At 73.8% G+C, this 17,203-nt stretch carries 15 protein-coding genes; 3 read left to right on the forward strand and 12 right to left on the reverse strand.

Annotated features, from left to right (window positions below):
- Positions 1–149: 149 nt before the first annotated feature.
- From IE247_RS18880 to IE247_RS18890, 3 genes are all read right to left on the reverse strand, one after another.
- Entirely contained in the window at positions 150–455 is a 306-nt protein-coding gene (locus IE247_RS18880; RefSeq protein ID WP_190124352.1) for a TFIIB-type zinc ribbon-containing protein, read from the reverse strand.
- Between the two features lie 62 nt (positions 456–517).
- On the reverse strand, positions 518–1,498 hold the full coding sequence (locus IE247_RS18885; RefSeq protein WP_373305582.1) for a phosphotransferase: 981 nt from the start codon (positions 1,496–1,498) through the stop codon (positions 518–520).
- A gap of 215 nt (positions 1,499–1,713) precedes the next feature.
- Complete coding sequence (locus tag IE247_RS18890) at positions 1,714–1,920, reverse strand: hypothetical protein (RefSeq protein WP_190124354.1); 207 nt, start codon at positions 1,918–1,920, stop codon at positions 1,714–1,716.
- A gap of 726 nt (positions 1,921–2,646) precedes the next feature.
- Here IE247_RS18890 and IE247_RS18895 point away from each other — a divergent pair.
- A complete protein-coding gene (locus IE247_RS18895; RefSeq protein WP_190124355.1) occupies positions 2,647–3,858 on the forward strand; it encodes a serine/threonine protein kinase in 1,212 nt (403 codons plus the stop codon).
- A gap of 27 nt (positions 3,859–3,885) precedes the next feature.
- Here the strand turns inward: IE247_RS18895 and IE247_RS18900 are convergent, their stop codons facing one another.
- From IE247_RS18900 to IE247_RS18935, 8 genes are all read right to left on the reverse strand, one after another.
- Positions 3,886–4,704 (reverse strand): TrmH family RNA methyltransferase, encoded by an 819-nt coding sequence (locus IE247_RS18900; protein ID WP_190124356.1) that lies wholly within the window; start codon positions 4,702–4,704, stop codon positions 3,886–3,888.
- Between the two features lie 130 nt (positions 4,705–4,834).
- Positions 4,835–6,100 (reverse strand): uroporphyrinogen-III C-methyltransferase, encoded by a 1,266-nt coding sequence (gene cobA, locus IE247_RS18905; protein WP_190124357.1) that lies wholly within the window; start codon positions 6,098–6,100, stop codon positions 4,835–4,837.
- A 307-nt stretch (positions 6,101–6,407) separates the two neighbouring features.
- Complete coding sequence (gene cobT, locus IE247_RS18910) at positions 6,408–9,980, reverse strand: nicotinate-nucleotide--dimethylbenzimidazole phosphoribosyltransferase (RefSeq protein ID WP_190124358.1); 3,573 nt, start codon at positions 9,978–9,980, stop codon at positions 6,408–6,410.
- A 321-nt stretch (positions 9,981–10,301) separates the two neighbouring features.
- Positions 10,302–11,546 carry a precorrin-6y C5,15-methyltransferase (decarboxylating) subunit CbiE gene (gene cbiE, locus IE247_RS18915; protein WP_190124359.1) on the reverse strand — a complete coding sequence of 415 codons (1,245 nt, stop codon included), beginning with the start codon at positions 11,544–11,546 and terminating at the stop codon, positions 10,302–10,304.
- A 156-nt stretch (positions 11,547–11,702) separates the two neighbouring features.
- Positions 11,703–12,338: a GNAT family N-acetyltransferase gene (locus IE247_RS18920; RefSeq protein ID WP_190124360.1), complete on the reverse strand. Its 636-nt coding sequence runs from the start codon at positions 12,336–12,338 to the stop codon at positions 11,703–11,705.
- Positions 12,339–12,488: 150 nt separating this feature from the next.
- On the reverse strand, positions 12,489–13,325 hold the full coding sequence (locus IE247_RS18925; protein ID WP_190124361.1) for a MetQ/NlpA family ABC transporter substrate-binding protein: 837 nt from the start codon (positions 13,323–13,325) through the stop codon (positions 12,489–12,491).
- A 54-nt stretch (positions 13,326–13,379) separates the two neighbouring features.
- Complete coding sequence (locus IE247_RS18930; RefSeq protein WP_190124362.1) at positions 13,380–14,123, reverse strand: methionine ABC transporter permease; 744 nt, start codon at positions 14,121–14,123, stop codon at positions 13,380–13,382.
- Positions 14,120–15,208: a methionine ABC transporter ATP-binding protein gene (locus IE247_RS18935; protein ID WP_190124363.1), complete on the reverse strand. Its 1,089-nt coding sequence runs from the start codon at positions 15,206–15,208 to the stop codon at positions 14,120–14,122. Before IE247_RS18935 ends, IE247_RS18930 begins: the two co-directional genes overlap by 4 nt.
- Positions 15,209–15,785: 577 nt before the next feature.
- Between IE247_RS18935 and IE247_RS18940 the strand changes: the two genes are divergently transcribed.
- Positions 15,786–16,145 carry a hypothetical protein gene (locus IE247_RS18940; protein WP_190124364.1) on the forward strand — a complete coding sequence of 120 codons (360 nt, stop codon included), beginning with the start codon at positions 15,786–15,788 and terminating at the stop codon, positions 16,143–16,145.
- A gap of 2 nt (positions 16,146–16,147) precedes the next feature.
- On the forward strand, positions 16,148–16,627 hold the full coding sequence (locus tag IE247_RS18945) for a hypothetical protein (protein WP_190124365.1): 480 nt from the start codon (positions 16,148–16,150) through the stop codon (positions 16,625–16,627).
- Between the two features lie 40 nt (positions 16,628–16,667).
- Here the strand turns inward: IE247_RS18945 and IE247_RS18950 are convergent, their stop codons facing one another.
- The gene (locus IE247_RS18950; protein ID WP_190124366.1) at positions 16,668–17,174 is read right to left on the reverse strand and encodes a GNAT family N-acetyltransferase; all 507 of its coding nucleotides are present in this window, start codon (positions 17,172–17,174) and stop codon (positions 16,668–16,670) included.
- Positions 17,175–17,203: the final 29 nt, after the last annotated feature.

Here is a 17,203-nt window from a genome sequence, read left to right on the forward strand (position 1 = left end):
CTCAGCGGGAGAGCGCTTCCCTGACACGGAAGAGGTCACTGGTTCAATCCCAGTATCGCGCACCGCATCGAAGCCCCCGGCCGTATCCACGGCCGGGGGCTTCGTCGTTCGGTCTTCGTCGTTCAGTCCTCGTCGCTCAAGCCGGGTGCTCAGGAGGAGAAGAGCATCCGCCCGAAGCCCTTGTGACGGCCGTGGCCGTGGCCGCCGTGGTGACCGCCGTGCTGCGGGGCTCCCCAGGCGGGCGCCGGAGGAGCCGGGTACGCCTGCGGGGCGGGCGGGGGCGGCGGGGCGGGCGCGGCCGGCGGAACCTGCTGGTTCCACTGCGACTCCAGACGGGTGAGGGACTCCAGCTCGCCGTAGTCGAGGAATATCCCCCGGCAGCCGCCGCACTGCTCGATCTGGACGCCGTTGCGGTTGTAGGTGTGCATCGGCGCATGGCACTTGGGACACTGCATGGTCGTGGCTCACTCCTCGCTGATCGTCCGCACCCCGGTGATCAAGGCGCGTGACAGGCAGCCTACGACGGATGCCCGTCCGCCAACTCGCCCGGGAGCCGGGTGATTCGGGCTATCCGGGCACAGGCCTCCAGCACCGCTGTCTCCGTCTCGTCCGGTTCCCGCCCCTCGGCCGCCGCCCTGACGAGCGAGAGCGCGGCGGTCTGCGCGGTCAGCGCGCGGGCCGGAACGTCGAGCGGGGCCCAGGGATCGCCGCCCGTACCGGCGGCCGCCGGACCTCCGGCGGCCGTGTAGGCGGCGTAGAACCGCCGCCACACCTCGGGAGCCAGCAGGCCCGCCGCGAACCAGGCGGCGGGGCGGGCGAGATCCCAGGCGGGGTCGCCGAGACCCAGATCGTCGACGTCTATCAGCAGCCAGGGGCCGCCGGGGGCGGGATACCGCACCAACTGCCCCAGATGCAGATCCCCGTGGCACAGAAACCCGCCCCGGGGCGCGAGGGCCTCGCCCCGGGCCCAGCCCGGCAGCCCCGCCCAGACCCGCTCCACCCCGGCCGCCGCCGGGTGCTCCCCTGCCGCCGACCGCATCCGGGCGAGCGCGGCGGCCGCCTTCGCCGGGCCGCGCATCGGCGGCAGCGGTCCCGGCAGCTCCCCCGGCGCGACCGAGTGCAGGCGCGCGAGCAGGACAGCGGCCTCCTCCCAGGGGGCGGCGTCCGGATCCTCCGGGTCGACGGGCACGCCATAGGGCCAGGCGGTGACGGGCCGGTCCGACAGCGGCGGCGCGTCCAGGGGCAGCGGCGGCAGCAGGATCCCGGCCAGCCGAGGATCCCCGGCGACGGCGAGACGCGCCCGGTGCCCACCGGGATCGGTGCCCGGGGCATGCGCCTTGGCGACCGCCCGGCCGTGCCGGACGACCACCCCGTCGGCCCGGTCCGCGAGGACCTCCTCGTCCCGCCCGCAGGCCCGGCAGGCGCGTTCGGCGCCGCCGAAGTGGGCCGCCCGCCGAGCGGCCCCGGCGAGTGCGCTGACGACTGCTGTGCTCACGATCTCCCCCGACGACGGCACGACCGGTCCCGACCGGCACGACCGGCACGACCGGCCCGACCGGGAGCCTACGCGGCGCAGGGCCCAGGGCAGCGCTATGGCCGGTCAGCTCCCCAGCTGACCGGCCATCGCTGCCGTCCGCCGCACCCCCGTCCCCACGGGGTTATCGGCCGGATGTCCCCGACCCGGACCGCTCTTCCGGGTCCGGAGCGCCTTTTTCAGCGCCCCAGCATCACGCCAACGGACGACGCCTGTGTGACCACCGCTTCCCAGCCGCCGAAGACGACTACCAGCAGGGCCGCGAGAGGGAGGACCATGGCGGTCGCCACCAGGGGATGACGCCGGCCGGACGCGTGACCGCCGAACGCGGCGGACGCCACGCGTCCCCGCGTGCGGATGATCGTCCGTGTTGCCGTGTCCGCCATGGTTCCTCTCCTGTCGAATAGGACAGCGGCGGGTGCTTGACCTCGGGGGACGAGTGCTGCACCCGCCGCTTGACCTCAACACTAGGGATGCGACGGGGCCCGGGCGTCATGCCCGCGTACCGATTCCCGGGCCTCCCGGAGGATGAGCCGGCACCCTCTCGTCTACTCCCCTGGGTGGAGAAGCGACTCCGCTTCTTGGGGTCTTCCCGGAGGGGACGCCCGGGGGAAGGCCCCCGGAGGGCCGGAGCCGACGGCGGCCGGAAACCACAGCTTCTCCCCTGGTGACTTCTCTCACTCCGGCCACCCCCGCGTACCCCCCGCCCCGCCCCCGGCGGCCCGCCCGGCTTGCCACGACTTCGTCCGTACCCGGGCCGCCCGGCACCGCCCCGGCGCGGCGGGCCCCGGCCGAGCCAATCCCCCTGCGCGGAAAGTCCGTTGACAACGGGCGCCGACGGGTGTGGCCGGATCCCGCGCTCCGCGGGCGCACTTCGGGCCGCCCGCGCGCCGCCGACAATCGATCCGCCCCCGAGGGCGCGGCCTATGAGCGGTCCGGGGCAGGGGTACGTAAGCTGTGCCACGGCAAAAACGGACGATCAGGCAGCCGGGTGGGGAACCCCATCCGTTGGGACAGGGGTGGGGCTCGTTCCCACCCGCTCAGCAGGGGCGGGGCCTTCACCCGCCGCAGGCAGGGGGGTGGGCGACCCCACTCCCAGGTAGGGGACGGACATGGCGATGATGCGGCTCCGGCGCGAGGACCCGCGTGTCGTCGGCTCGTTCCGGCTGCACCGGCGGCTCGGCGCGGGCGGGATGGGCGTCGTCTATCTGGGCTCCGACCGGCGCGGCCAGCGGGTCGCGCTGAAGGTGATCCGGCCGGATCTGGCCGAGGACCAGGAGTTCAGATCGCGGTTCGCCCGCGAGGTCTCGGCCGCCCGGCGGATCCGGGGCGGCTGTACGGCCCGGCTGGTCGCGGCCGATCTGGAGGCGGACCGCCCGTGGTTCGCCACCCAGTACGTCCCCGGCCCCTCGCTGCACGACCGGGTCGCCGAGGAGGGGGTGCTGCGCGCCGCCGAGGTCGCCGCCATCGGCGCGGCGCTCTCCGAGGGCCTGGTGGCGGTGCACGAGGCCGGTGTCGTCCACCGGGACCTCAAGCCGTCGAACATCCTGCTCTCCCCCAAGGGCCCCCGCATCATCGACTTCGGCATCGCCTGGGCGACCGGCGCGAGCACGCTGACCCATGTCGGCACGGCGGTCGGCTCCCCCGGATTCCTCGCGCCCGAGCAGGTGCGCGGCGTCGCCGTCACCCCCGCCACGGACGTCTTCGCGCTGGGGGCCACCCTCGCCTACGCGGCGACCGCCGACTCGCCCTTCGGCCAGGGCGGTTCCGAGGTGATGCTCTACCGGGTGGTGCACGAGGAGCCGCAGCTGCACGGCGTGCCGGACGCGCTGGCCCCGCTGCTGCGGGCCTGTCTCGCGAAGGACCCCGAGGAGCGCCCCAGCACCCTTCAGCTCTCCATGCGGCTCAAGGAGATCGCGGCCCGTGAGGCGCAGGGGCTGCCGGAGGCCAGACAGCCAGCCCAGCGCGAGCGGATCGACGCCGACCGGCCCACCGCCCGCTACCCGGAGCGGCCCGCCCGTACCGAGCGCCTGGAGCGGTCCGAACGGCCCGACCGGCGGACCGCCGGGGGCTCGGGGCCCCGCTCGCAGCCCTCGCGGCCCGGTGGGGCGCGCACCGACGGAGGGCGGGCCGGCGGATCGCGGCCGCCCCGGCCGCGTGAGTCCGGCCGGGTGACCGGCCGTCAGGGCCCGGGGTCCGGGGTGCGCACCACCTCGACCGGACGGCGGCCGGCCAACCCCAGGCTGCTGCGGCAGCGGCTCGTCGTCTTCATCGTGGTCACCCTGATCGTGGCGCTGGGGATCGCCGCGGCCCAGCAGCTGTAGCGGGCGCGGCCCCGGGCCGGGCCGGGGTCAGGCCCCGGGGCGGCCGGTGGCGACGGCGTAGAAGGCCACGGCGGCGGCCGCGCCCACATTGAGCGAGTCCACTCCGTGCGCCATCGGGATCCGGACCCACTCGTCCGCCGCCCGCAGCGCCCGGGTGGAGAGCCCTTCGCCCTCCGCGCCGAGCATCAGCGCGACCCGGTCGAGCCGGTGCGGCTGGGCGTCGTCGATCACGGTGGCCTTCTCGTCGGGGGTGAGGGCGAGCAGTCTGAAGCCCGCCTCCCGTACCGTCTCCAGCCCCTTCGGCCAGCCCTCCAGCCGGGCGTACGGCACGGAGAACACCGCGCCCATCGACACCTTCACCGAACGGCGGTAGAGCGGGTCCGCGCAGTCGGGCGAGAGCAGGACGGCGTCCATGCCCAGCGCGGCGGCGCTGCGGAAGATCGCGCCGATGTTGGTGTGGTCGTTGACCGACTCCATGACGGCGACCCGGCGGGCGGACGTCAGCAGTTCGGCGGCGGTCGGCAGCGGCTTGCGCTGCATGGAGGCGAGCGCGCCCCGGTGCACGTGGTAGCCGGTGACGCGCTCGGCCAGCTCGGGGCTGACCGCGTACACCGGTGCGGGGAGTTCGTCGATGACGTCCCGCATGGTGTCGATCCACTTGGCGGAGAGCAGCATCGACCGCATCGCGTAGCCGGCGTCCCTGGCGCGTCTGATGACCTTCTCGCCCTCGGCGATGAACAGGCCCTCGGCGGGCTCGCGCCTGCGGCGCAGCTCGACATCGGTGAGACCGGTGTAGTCGCTCAGCCGGGGGTCGTCGGGGTCCTCGACGGTGATGAGATCAGCCACAGGGTGATACTGCCTTCTCCTGGGTGTGGTGCCAACGTCTGGGAGACGGTTGGTTACCGGGGGGTACGGAATTCCGCGGTCACCGGATCGGTCCGGGGCGCCGGGTTCACGGGGTCACTGGTTCACGGGGTCACTGGTTCACCGGGTCGGCCGTCGTCGGCAGGGCGGCGGCGGCACGGGCCCCCACCTCGACCACCTCTCCGATGACGATGACGGCCGGCGGGCGGACGTCCTCGGCAGCGACGGTCTCGGCGACGGTCTCCAGGGTGGCGTCCACCCGGCGCTGGGAGGCGGTGGTGCCCTCCTGGATCAGGGCGACCGGGGTGTGCGGGGCGCGGCCGCCCGCGATCAGGGCGCGGGCGATCGCGCCGATCTTGTCCACGCCCATCAGCACCACGAGGGTGCCGCGCAGCCGGGCGAGCGCGTCCCAGTCCACCAGGGAACGTTCGTCCTCGGGGGCCACATGGCCGCTGACCACCGTGAACTCATGGGCGACGCCCCGGTGGGTGACGGGGATGCCGGCCGCGCCGGGCACGCTGATGGAGCTGGAGATGCCGGGCACCACGGTGCAGGGGATGCCCGCCTCGGCGAGCGCCTCCAGCTCCTCCATGCCCCGGCCGAAGACATAGGGGTCGCCGCCCTTGAGCCGGACGACGGCCCGGCCCGCCCTGGCGTGCTCGATCAGCGCCGCGTTGATCGCCTCCTGGGCCATGAACCGGCCGTACGGGATCTTCGCCGCGTCGATCACCTCGACGTGCGGGGGAAGTTCCGCGAGGAGGTCGCGGGGGCCCAGCCGGTCCGCGATGACGACATCGGCCTCGGCGAGGAGCCTGCGCCCCCGGACGGTGATCAGGTCCGGGTCGCCGGGGCCGCCGCCGACGAGGGCGACGCCGGGGGTTCTCGTACGGTGGTGGGGGGCCGCGATGGTCCCGTTGTGCAGGCCCTCCACGATGGCGTCGCGGACGGCGGCCGAGCGGCGGGGGTCGCGGCCGTGCGGGCCCGCGGTGAGGACGGCGACGGTGACGCCCTCCGAGCGGCCGGTGGCCGGGGTCCAGGCGGTGGCCGCGTCGGCGTCGTCGGAGCGTACGCACCAGACGCGGGCGCGCTCGGCCTCGGCGGAGGCCCGGGCGTTGGCCTCGGGGTCGGTGGTGGCGATCAGGACGTACCAGGTCTCGGCGAGGTCGCCCTCGGCGTACCGGCGGCGCTCCCAGCGGATCTCCCCGGCGGTGACCATGGCCTCCACGGAGGCGGTCGCCGAGGGCGACACCAGCGTGATGTCCGCGCCGGCGGCGATGAGCGCCGGGAGCCGGCGCTGGGCGACCTGTCCTCCGCCGATGACGACGACACGACGCCCGGAGAGACGGAGACCGACGGGGTAGGCGGGGTGATCGACCATGGCGGTGGGGCTCCTCGGGCGGGTACGACGCGCTGCGTGGTGCGGGGTGATGGTGCGGGGTGCGTGCGGCGGGGTGCCGCCGCGTCCGCGAAGCGGCAGGTGGGGACGGGTCTTGCCTGCCTCGGCAAACTTTACGGTGCGGCCCCCGGGGGCGTGCGGGGGGCTTGGCGCGGGCCGCGCCAACGAACGCGCGGGCCCTTTCCGGGCCGGGCCCTCGGCGGCGGGCGGGGGGCGTGCGGGCGGGGACCTGAGTACGCCCCCGGCGGGGTACGGCCCGGAGGCCGTACCCCGCCGGGGGCGCAAGAGGCTACTTCTCGGTGACTCCGGCGGAGTCGAAGGTGGCCACCTCGTGCATCGCCCGGGCCGCGCTCTGCACGACCGGCAGTGCCAGCAGCGCCCCCGTCCCCTCCCCCAGCCTCAGGTCCAGGTCCATCAGCGGACGGAGCCCCAGCGTGTTGAGCGCGGCCACGTGGCCCGGCTCCGCGCCCCGGTGGCCCGCGATGCAGGCGGCCAGCGACTCGGGCGCGATCGCGCGCGCCACCAGGGCGGCGGCCCCGGCCGAGACGCCGTCGAGGATGACCGGCGTACGCAGTGAGGCACCGCCGAGGATCAGCCCGACCAGGGCCGCGTGCTCCAGCCCGCCGATCGCGGCGAGGACTCCGATCGGGTCGGTGGTGTCCGGCTTGTGGAGTTCGAGCGCGCGGCGCACGACATCCACCTTGCGGGCGTGCATCTCGTCGTTGATGCCGGTGCCCCGGCCGGTGATCTCCCCCGGGTCCACCCCGGTGAAGACGGAGATCAGCGCGGCGGAGACGGTCGTGTTGGCGATGCCCATCTCACCGGTGAGCAGCGCCTTGTTCCCCGCCGCCACCAGGTCGCGGGCGGTCTCGATGCCGACCTCGATCGCCTGGAGGACCTCCTCGCGGCTGAGGGCGGGGCCGGTGGTGAAGTCGGAGGTGCCGGCGCGGACCTTGCGCGGCAGCAGACCGGGGGTGGCGGGCAGGTCGACGGCGACGCCGACGTCGATGACGCAGACCTCGGCCCCGACCTGGTTGGCGAAGGCGTTGCAGACCGCGCCGCCGCCCAGGAAGTTGGCGACCATCTGGCCGGTGACCTCCTGGGGCCAGGCGGTGACCCCCTGCGCGTGGACCCCGTGGTCCCCGGCGAAGATCGCGACCGCCGCGGGCTCCGGGATCGGCGGCGGGCACATCCGGGAGAGACCGCTGAGCTGCGCGGAGATGATCTCCAGCATGCCGAGCGCCCCGGCGGGCTTGGTCATCCGCTTCTGCCGCTCCCACGCCTCGCCGAGCGCCTTCGCGTCCAGCGGGCGGATCCCGGCGACGGTCTCCTGGAGCAGGTCGTGCGGCTCCTCGCCGGGCAGCGCGCGGCGGCCGTAGGTCTCCTCGTGGACGACCCAGGCCAGCGGGCGGCGCTGGGACCAGCCCGCCTGCATCAGCTCGGGCTCCTCGGGGAACTCGTCGACGTATCCGACGCACAGATAGGCCACGACCTCCAGGTGCTCCGGGAGTCCGAGCGCGCGGACCATCTCACGCTCGTCGAAGAAGCTGACCCAGCCCACGCCCAGGCCCTCCGCGCGGGCGGCGAGCCAGAGGTTCTCGACGGCCAGCGCCGAGGAGTAGGGGGCCATCTGCGGCTGGCTGTGGCGGCCCAGGGTGTGGCGGCCGCCCCGGGTGGGGTCGGCGGTGACGACGATGTTGACCGGGGTGTCGAGGATGGCCTCGATCTTCAGTTCCTTGAACTGCTTCGCCCGGCCCTTCGGCAGCGACTTGGCGTAGGCGTCACGCTGGCGCGTGGCCAGTTCGTGCATGGTCCGCCGGGTCTCGGCGGAGCGGATGACGACGAAGTCCCAGGGCTGGGAGTGGCCGACGCTGGGCGCGGTGTGGGCGGCTTCGAGGACCCGCAGCAGCACCTCGTGCGGGATGGGGTCGGCGCGGAAGCCGTTGCGGATGTCGCGGCGCTCGCGCATCACCCGGAGCACGGCCTCACGCTCGGCGTCGTCGTACCCGGGGGCGGGCGCGTTCGGCTCGACGGGGGCCTCGGCGACCGGCTCGGGCACGGGTACGGATACAGGGGCGGGCTCGGCAGCGGCCTCCGGCTCGGGCTCGGGCTCCTCGGCCGCGGGCTCGGGGGCGACGGCCTCCGGGGCCGCGGGCTCCTCGGCGGCGGCGGGCTCGACGGCTTCGGGGGCGGCGGGCTCCGGGGCCGCGGGCTCCTCGGCGACGACGACGGGCTCGGGGACCGGCTGCGGCTGCGGCTCGGGGGCGGCCTCCGCCGGGGCCTGCTCCTGCTCCGGCTCCTCCTCGACGACGAGAACAGGAGCGGGCTCGGGCTGCGGCTCGGCCACCACGGCGACGGGCTCGGCCGCCGGGGCCTGCTCGGGGGCCTGTTCGGCCACCGGGGCGGCGGCAGGTACGGCCACGGCCTCCGGTTCCGGTACGACGACGACCTCGGGTACGACGACGGGCTCGGCGGGCGCCTCGGGCTCGGGCGCCGGAGGCTGTTCGGCCACCGGGGCGGCAGCCGGTACGGCCACGGCCTCCGCCGGTACGACGACAGGCTCGGCCGGTGCCTCGGGCTCGGGAGCGGCTTCGGCGACCGGCTCCGGCGCGGGCTGTGCCACGACGGCGGGCTCGGGAGCGGCCTGGGGCTCGACGGCGACGACCGGCTCGGGCTCGGGCTCGGCGGACGGGGCCTCGGCGGCGGGCTCGACGGCTTCGGCGGCCTCCGGCTCCACGGCCACAGCCTCGGCCTCGGCGATGACGGGCTCCGCGACCTCGGCCGTCTGCGCCTCGGGCGCGGGGACGACGGCCTCCGCCGGGGCGGGAACGGCGGCCTCGGCCGGAGCGGGCTGCTCCGTCTCGGTGCCGACGGCCACGGGCGGTTCGGCGAGCGCCTCGGGCTCGACGGCGACCGGCTCCGGCTCGGGCTCGGCCACGACCGCCTCGGGCTCGGCGGCCACCGGCACCAGGGCCTCCACCAGCTCGGTCACCAGCACCTCCGGGGGAAGCGCGACGGCTTCCGCCGGGGCCGGTGCGGAGGCGGCGGGCGCGGGAACGGTCACCGGCGGCTGCGGGTCCCACGGGATCCCGGGCTGCGGCGGGATCTCGCCCAGCTGCGGCCCCGGCAGCACGGTCGCCGCGCTCTCGCGCGGTGTGTCGAGGTACTCCGGCCCGGTGCTCTGCGGCCCGGGAGTGTTCTGCACGGTCAGGGGGTGCGGAGGCGCACCGGCGGGACCCCGGTCGGCGAGCGAGCGGACCACTCCGCCGGAGGTGTCCGGCAGCGGCGGGCCCATGTGCAGCGGCCGGCGGGCGGCCGGGGGCGCCGGGGGGAACGCCGGAGCGGGAGCGGGCTGCTCACCGGCGGGAGCGCCGGGAGCCTGAGGGGCCTCGGGGACGCCGGGAGCGGCGGGCGCTTCCCCGGCGGCCGGCGGGGCCATGGTCTGCGCGGGCTGCCCGACGGGCCGCTCCGCCGCCGCGGCTTCCGCGAGCGCCTGTATGCCCGACACCGGGACGGCCGGCTCGGGCGCGCCGAGGTCCGCCGGAGCGTGGAAGCCGGGCCCGGCGGGGACCGCTCCGGGCACGAACGGCTCAGCGGCCGGAGCGCCCACCGGCTGCTGCGGGGGCTGAGGCTGCGGGGGCTGCTGGACCTCCGGCGGGAGGGGCGGCATGGCCAGCGCTCCCTGGGTGTCGCTCCACGCGCCCTGCGCGCCGGGCATCAACAGCAGATCGTCCTCGTCCGGACCGTGCGCGGAGGGGTCCAGGAAGGTGTAAGCACCGGTGCCGGGCATGCCCGGCTGCTGCTCCGCCACGCCTGCGTTCCCCGGCAGCCCGTCGCCCGGGATCTGGCCGGTGTCAGTCATGCGTACCCCTCGCACATCGATTGTGAGTCCTTCGCCCATCGCCGTGGACGGCCGGTCACGGTGGTACGGACGCCCGTCCAGGAGAACGAGCGCACGGGCCACGCGGCACGATCGCCCCACGGACTCCAAGCATTCTCGCGGCCGTTCGCGGCCGCGGCAGGGAGATCCGCCAGGGTTCGCTGTGGGCTGCGCCACGTTACGCTTCCCCCGGTCGCGACGTACCACATACCGGAGCCAAAGCGACACTGCTTTTCCGGCGCTCCCGGCCGTCCGCGAAGGAAAACGACAGACGTCCAAGGTGCGGTACAACGATCGGCCAGCCTACCTCGCGCCGCTGACAGCGCGGTCCGGCTGCCGCCCCGAGAGCAGGAAGACGACGGATCGCTCCCGCTCCGCCCACCCTTGGGGATCGAGTTCCACCGACTGGAGCAGCGCGCACTCGACGGTGTATCCGCCGTCCGCCAGGGCCGCGCCGATGGCCTCGGCCCCGTCGCGGGTGGAGGCGTGGGCGACGATGCGCTCGGGCCGGCGGTCGGCGCAGGCGGTGACCACTTCCGCGCCGCCGCCCCCGACTCGTACGACATCGGGTTCGGGCAGCCGCTCCAGTACGTGCGGTGCGCGGCCGTGGACCACCTGGAGCCGGACTCCGGCGCGGCGGGCGGCGGCGTCGGTGCGGGCGCAGGCCGCCGGATCGGCGTCGACGGCGATCACGGCCGCGCCGAAGCGGGCCGCGTCGGCGGCGAACGCCCCGCCGCCGGAGCCGACGTCCCAGACCAGATCGCCGGTCCGGGGTCCCAGCCGGGCCAGTTGAAGGGCGCGCAGCGGCTCCGACTCGCCCTCGTCGGGGGTCTCGGTCCGGGGGTCGTGGGGTCGTTCCGGCAGTGCCCAGCCGCGTATCCCGGGGGGATAGCCGGTGTCCCGCCCGGCGATCCAGCCGCCGCCCGCGGCGGCCGGGTGGCCGCCCGCGCCGCCGATCACGATGACGACGTTGGGGTCGCGCCAGACGTGGTCCGCGACCCGGTCGGAGGTGAGGACGGTGACCTGTTCGGCGTCGGTGCCGAGTTCCTCGCAGATGACGAAGGTGCGGTGGACGCCTTCGAGCAGCAGGGCGAGTTCCGCCGGGCCGGCGCCCGGGGAGGTGAGGACGGCGACCTTGGGGTACGCGCGGCAGACATTGACGGCGCGGCGCAGCGTACGGCGGCCCGCGACGACGATCTGGGCGTCGTCCCAGGGCATTCCGGCGCGGGCGAAGGCGGTGGCGACGGAGGAGACGGCGGGGACGACCTCGACCTCAAGGCCGTGTTCGGGGGCGCGCAGGGTGCGTACGACGCCGAAGAAGCCGGGGTCTCCGTCGGCGAGGACCACGGCGGTGCCCCGGTGGCCGGCGATCCGGCGGGCCGCGAGGTCGACGCTGCCGAGACGGATCCGTTCGGCGTTGGCGGGGATCTGGGGGAGGGCGAGATGGTGGCCCGCGCCGGCCACCAGGGTCGCGGCGGCGAGGGCGGACGTGGCCGCGGCGGTCAGGGGCGAACCGTCCCAGCCGATCACCGTGACGCGGTCGGCCATCGTCAGTCTCCCTGATGTCGTCGCAGGTGGGGCCGGGTTGAGCGGGGCGAGCAGGGTGAGACTACCCGGCGCGGGCGTTCAGCTCGGTTCGGCACCGGTTCGGTGTCGGTTCAATGACCGTCCGGGATAATTCAGTTTGGACCGGGGTGATTCGGTTCAATTCAGTTCGGTGAAGGAGGCGTAGCCGAACTCGGCCATCTGGTCCGTGCCGCCCTCCAGGTCTTCGGGCAGCAGGCTCCAGACGATCAGGTCGGTGCGGGTCTCGGCCCAGCGGCCGTCCTCCGTCTGGGTGCGCGCTATCCACGCGTTGCGCAGTACGCCCTCACTGATCGCCCCGGCCTTCTGGGCGACCTGCTGGGAGGCGGTGTTACCGGCGGCGGTGCGCAGCTCCAGCCGTTCGAACCGCTGGTCGCGGAAGAGCCACTTGGCGGTGGCCAGCAGTGATTCGGTGGCGTAGCCCTCGCCGCGCGCCCAGGGCGCGGTGACGTAGGAGGCCTCGGTGGAGCGGGTGCGCCAGTTGGTAGCGCGCAGCAGTACGGCTCCGACGAGCCGCTGGGTGAGGAATTCGGTGACGGCCAGCGCGATGCCCCGGCCCCGGCCGTGCTCGGCGGGGGCGGCCCGGCGGATCCAGTGCTCCGCGTCGGCCCTGGTGTAGGGGTGGGGCGCGGTGGTCCAGGCGGTGACCTGCTCGTCGTTCATCATCTCGGTGTACGCCGGGATGTCGGCCTCCTCGAAGGGGCGCAGCACCAACCGATCCGTGCTGATGGACACGTCCGGGAAGGTGGTAGTCATTGCGCCGCTCCATAACCAGGGGCCTGCCGAAAAACCCAGCATGCAGCATGGGCCCGCCGAACCGCACCACAGGGTGGCGCACTTGGCCCCGGTCGTGACCGGGACGCCCCGGGCCCGCGCACCTGTCGGGGTGTGCGGGCCCCGGGGGGATCAGAACGCCGGGATGACGGAGCCGTCGTACTCGTCCTCGATGAACTTCTTCACCTCGGGCGAGGTGAGCAGCTTGGCGAGCTTCACGACCCGCTCGTCCTTCTCGTTGCCCTCCTTGACCGCGAGGAAGTTGCCGTACGGGTTGTCCGTGGCGGATTCGAGGGCGAGGGAGTCGTTCTTGGGGCTCAGGTCGGCCTCGACGGCGTAGTTGCCGTTGATCACGGCGGCGTCGACCTCACCGAGGGCGCGGGGCACCAGGGCCGCTTCGAGCTCCTTGAACTTGAGCTTCTTGGGGTTCTCGGCGATGTCCTTGGGGGTGGCCTCGTTGCCCGCGCCGTCCTTCAGCTTGATCAGGCCGTTCTCCTGGAGGAGCTTGAGGGCGCGCGCCTCGTTGGTGGTGTCGTTGGGCAGGGCGATGGTCGCGCCGCTCTTGAGGTCGGCGAGCTTCTCGTTCTTCTTGGAGTAGAGGCCGAGCGGCTCCAGGTGGACGGTGGCGACGGGGACGATCGTCGTGCCGTTCTTCTTGTTGAAGTCGTCGAGGTACGGCTTGTGCTGGAAGTAGTTGGCACCCACCTCGCCGCTCTGCGTCGCCGTGTTGGGCGTCACATAGTCGGTGAACTCCTTGACCTCCAGCTTGAGGTCTTCCTTCGCGGCCAGGTTGTCCTTGACGTAGCCGAGGATGGCGGCGTGCGGGACGGAGCTGGCGGCGACGAGGAGCGGCTTGTCGGCGGAGCCCGCTCCGGCGTTCGAGTCGGAGTCCTTGCCGCAGCCGGTGAGTCCGAGGGTGAGGGCTCCGGCGGCCAGGACGGCGGTGGTGATCTTGGCGGTGTTACGCACGAAAAGTGCCTTTCTCCATGAGTGGTGCGGGTGGTGCGCCCCGGGTGGGGCCGGTCAGAGGGTCTTGGTGGGCACCGGTTCCGGTACCGGGTCCTTGGGGACGGCCTTGAGGAGGCGCAGTCTGGGGGCCGGTCCGCCTCGGCCGCGCCGGTGCAGGCTCCGGGCGGCGTAGTCGCCGGCGAACTGGATGAGCGAGATGACGGCGGCGAGGATCGCGACCGTGATCCACATCAGTTCGTTCTCGAAGCGCATGTAGCCGTAGCGGATGGCGATGTCGCCGAGGCCGCCCGCGCCGACCGAGCCGGCCATCGCCGAGTAGCCGATGAGCGCGACGACGGTGGTGGTGGCTCCGGCGATGAGCGACGGGAGGGACTCGGGCACGAGCACCTTCCGTACGACGGTCCAGACGCTGCCGCCCATGGACTGGACGGCTTCGACGAGCCCGCCGTCCACCTCGCGGACGGAGGTCTCCACCAGCCGGGCGAAGAAGGGGATGGCCCCGACCGCCAGGGGCACGATCGCCCCGTCGCGGCCGATGGTGGTGCCGGCTATCGCCAGGGTGAACGGCAGCAGCGCGACCATGAGGATGATGAACGGCATGGACCGGGTGATGTTGACGATCTGGCCGATCACCTTGTTGAGCAGGGGGCTGCTCAGCAGTCCGCCCCGGTCGGTGAGGACGAGCAGGATGCCGAGCGGCAGTCCCAGGGCGATGGATATGGCGGTCGACCAGCCGACCATGTAGAGGGTGTCCCAACATGCCTGCTCCAGCAGCGGGCGCATCTCCGACCAGGTCACTTGGCACCTTCCTTGGCGACGGGGGCGGAGACGGCGGCGGTGGCCGCGGGGCCGGGAACGGTGGTGGCGGCGGGCGCGGGCGCCGTGTCGGCGACCTCGACCTGGAGGCCCCGTTCGCGGAGGAAGCCGATCGGGACGACGTTCTCCTCGAAGCGGCCGGGCAGCTCGATGCGCATCCGGCCGACCTGGAGGCCGCCGACGGTGTCCATCGCCGCGCCGAGGATCGAGATGTCGATGTTGTAGGTGCGGGAGAGCTGGGAGATCACCGGCTGGGTGGCGGCGTCCCCGTGGAAGGTGACGTCCACGACCGTGCGGTCCTCGCCCGAGGCCGCGCCGCTGACCGGGAAGAGGGCGGCGGCGAGTTCCGAGCCGGGGGTGGCGAGGAGTTCGCTCACCGTCCCGGACTCGACGATCCGGCCGTTCTCCATCAGTGCGGCGGAGTCGCAGACCGTCTTGACGACGTCCATCTCATGGGTGATGAGCAGGACGGTGAGGCCGAGGCGGCGGTTGAGGTCGCGCAGCAGCTGGAGGATGGAGCGGGTGGTCTCGGGGTCGAGCGCGCTGGTCGCCTCGTCGGAGAGGAGCACCTTGGGATCCCCGGCGAGCGCCCGGGCGATGCCGACGCGCTGCTTCTGGCCGCCGGAGAGCTGACTCGGGTAGGACTTGGCCTTGTCGGCGAGGCCCACCAGGTCGAGCAGTTCCAGCGCCTTCCTGGAGCGCTCCCGTCCGGAGTGTCCGAGGATCTCCAGCGGCAGTTCGACGTTGTCCTGCACGGTGCGCGAGGACAGCAGGTTGAAGTGCTGGAAGACCATGCCGATACGGCTGCGCGCCTCCCTGAGCTGTCTGCCCGCGCGCGGTCCGGGCCCGGCGAGTGCGGTGAGGTCCTGGCCGTCCACGGTCACGGTGCCGGAGGTGGGGCGCTCAAGGAGGTTGACGCAGCGGATGAGCGAGGACTTGCCGGCGCCGCTCTGTCCGATGACGCCGTACACCTCGCCTTCCCTGACATGGAGATCGACGCCGTCCAGGGCGGTGATCTCGCGTCCTCGCGAGCGGTAGACCTTGGTGAGGCCCGTTGTGGTGATCACTGGGATGTCCGTCACTGTCGAGTGCGGGGCGAGCGTCCTCGCCGGAGCACGGGGCGTTCGTCTTCTGGGCTTTCTGGTGGGAACGCGGCACGGTCGGAGTTCGGGGGCGCTGGGCATCCGGAGGGGGTACGACTCGTGTGCGGGGCAGCGGCCGTCCACGGGCGGACGGGCGGCGGGCGATCTCACTTCGGGGCGCGAGGTACAGGCAGGGGCCCTCAGAAGGCGCACATTCGACACATACAACGAACACCGGGCGTCGTGATCGCCTCGGTCGCAAGGATGCGGCTGCTCGTCGTGGTCATGTCGGCAAGTAAAGCAGATGGCTTTCCGGCCGAACCAAGGCTGTCCGCATAGCGGACGGTCCACTCGCGCCATGCGGACGGCCCGTCCCGCGGTGTCGATCCCGGTGCTTCCGGGCTGACCTGCACGGATACGTCCGTTTGGCCGTTCGGGGAGGGCCGGTGCCGGGAACCGGGAGAACGGCCGGGCTGTGGCCAAGGCCACGGCCGCCGCCGCGGGCCCCGGGCGTGCGGGGGCGCGCGCACGGGGAGCCGTGGTCCGTAATAGTCTCGGGGCCATGCTTGACGCCCTGACGGTCGCGGTCGGTGTGGCCGCGCTCGCCCTCGTAGCCTGGTGCGGTTTCGCCGCGTACCGCGACCAGCCGACCAAGGACTGGCACTTCATCGGCATGGCCGTGGTGTCGGTGCTGGCGCTGGCGCAGCTCGTGGTGGGCATCGTCCAGCTGGCGCGGGGCGAGCGGGCCCACGACGGGACGACGACCTTCGTGGTCTATCTGATCGGGGCGTTCCTCTCGGTGCCGGCCGCCGCCTTCCTGTCGCTGACGGAGCGGACCCGCTGGGGTTCGGCGACCGTCGCGGCGGGCGCGGTGGTGCTCGCGGTGCTGGAGGTCCGGCTCTACGACATCTGGGGAGGCTGACGATGACCGAGCCCGTCACGGCCGGGACGAAGGCCGCCGAGAGGTCCGGGGCCGCCGGGAAGTCCGAGCGCCCGGGGCGGACCAGGCTGGTCGCCGGTCCGGGGCTGCTGCTGGTGTGGCTGTACTCGGTGATGTCCGTCGGCGCGGTGTCCCGCTCGGTCTACGAGATCGTGGTCCGCTTCGACACCGCCCCGCTCGCGCACTCGCTCTCCGCCGTCGCGGCGGTGGTGTACGCGTTCATCACCTACACCCTGGTACGCGGCGGGGAGACGGCCCGCAGGGCCGCGCTGGTGTGCTGCGCGGCCGAGCTGGCCGGGGTGCTGATCGTCGGCACCTGGACGGTGCTGGAGCCGTCGGCCTTCCCCGACTCCACCGTCTGGTCGGCGTACGGCATGGGCTATGTCTTCATCCCGGTGCTGCTGCCGGTGACCGGGATGCTCTGGCTGCGCCGCTCGCGCGGCACCGGGCCGGCCGAGGCCTGAACCCGGAACCGCGCGAGCCGGCGGGGAGCCGGACGCCTCCTCAGGCGCTGGCGACGAAGGCCCCGAGCGCCGCGGCCTCCTTCTCCAGGGTGACCAGGGTGAGCCTCGGCCCGACCTCCTCGCGGGCGACCGGGACATAGCCCCGGCTGCGGTAGAGCCGGAGATTGCCCTCACTGCGGTGGCCGGTGAAGAGCCGGTACCGCTGGGCGGGCGAATCGGCGGCGAAGCGGTCCTCGATCGCGTCGAGGAGCCGGCCGCCGAGGCCGTGCCGCTGAAGCCGGGGGTGGACGATCAGTTTGGCGATCCGGGCGATGCCGTCCGGGCCGACGCTGCCCCGTACGGAGGCGACCACTTCGTCGCCGAGCCTGGCCACCAGGGCGTGCCCGCCGGCGATCTCGGCGCACAGGTCGTCGAGCGACTGGGTGAGGGGCTCGATGGCGTAGTCGCCGTACAGCTCCGCCTCGCTCTGGTAGCAGAGATACTGCAGCTTGAGGATGTGCTCGGCATCCTGTGCTGTCGCCGCTGAGATGGTCACGCTCATGCCCATGCGCGCATGCCTCCCGCTCACCTGTTCTC

The organism is Streptomyces inusitatus, from assembly GCF_014651115.1.
Taxonomy (GTDB): domain Bacteria; phylum Actinomycetota; class Actinomycetes; order Streptomycetales; family Streptomycetaceae; genus Streptomyces; species Streptomyces amakusaensis.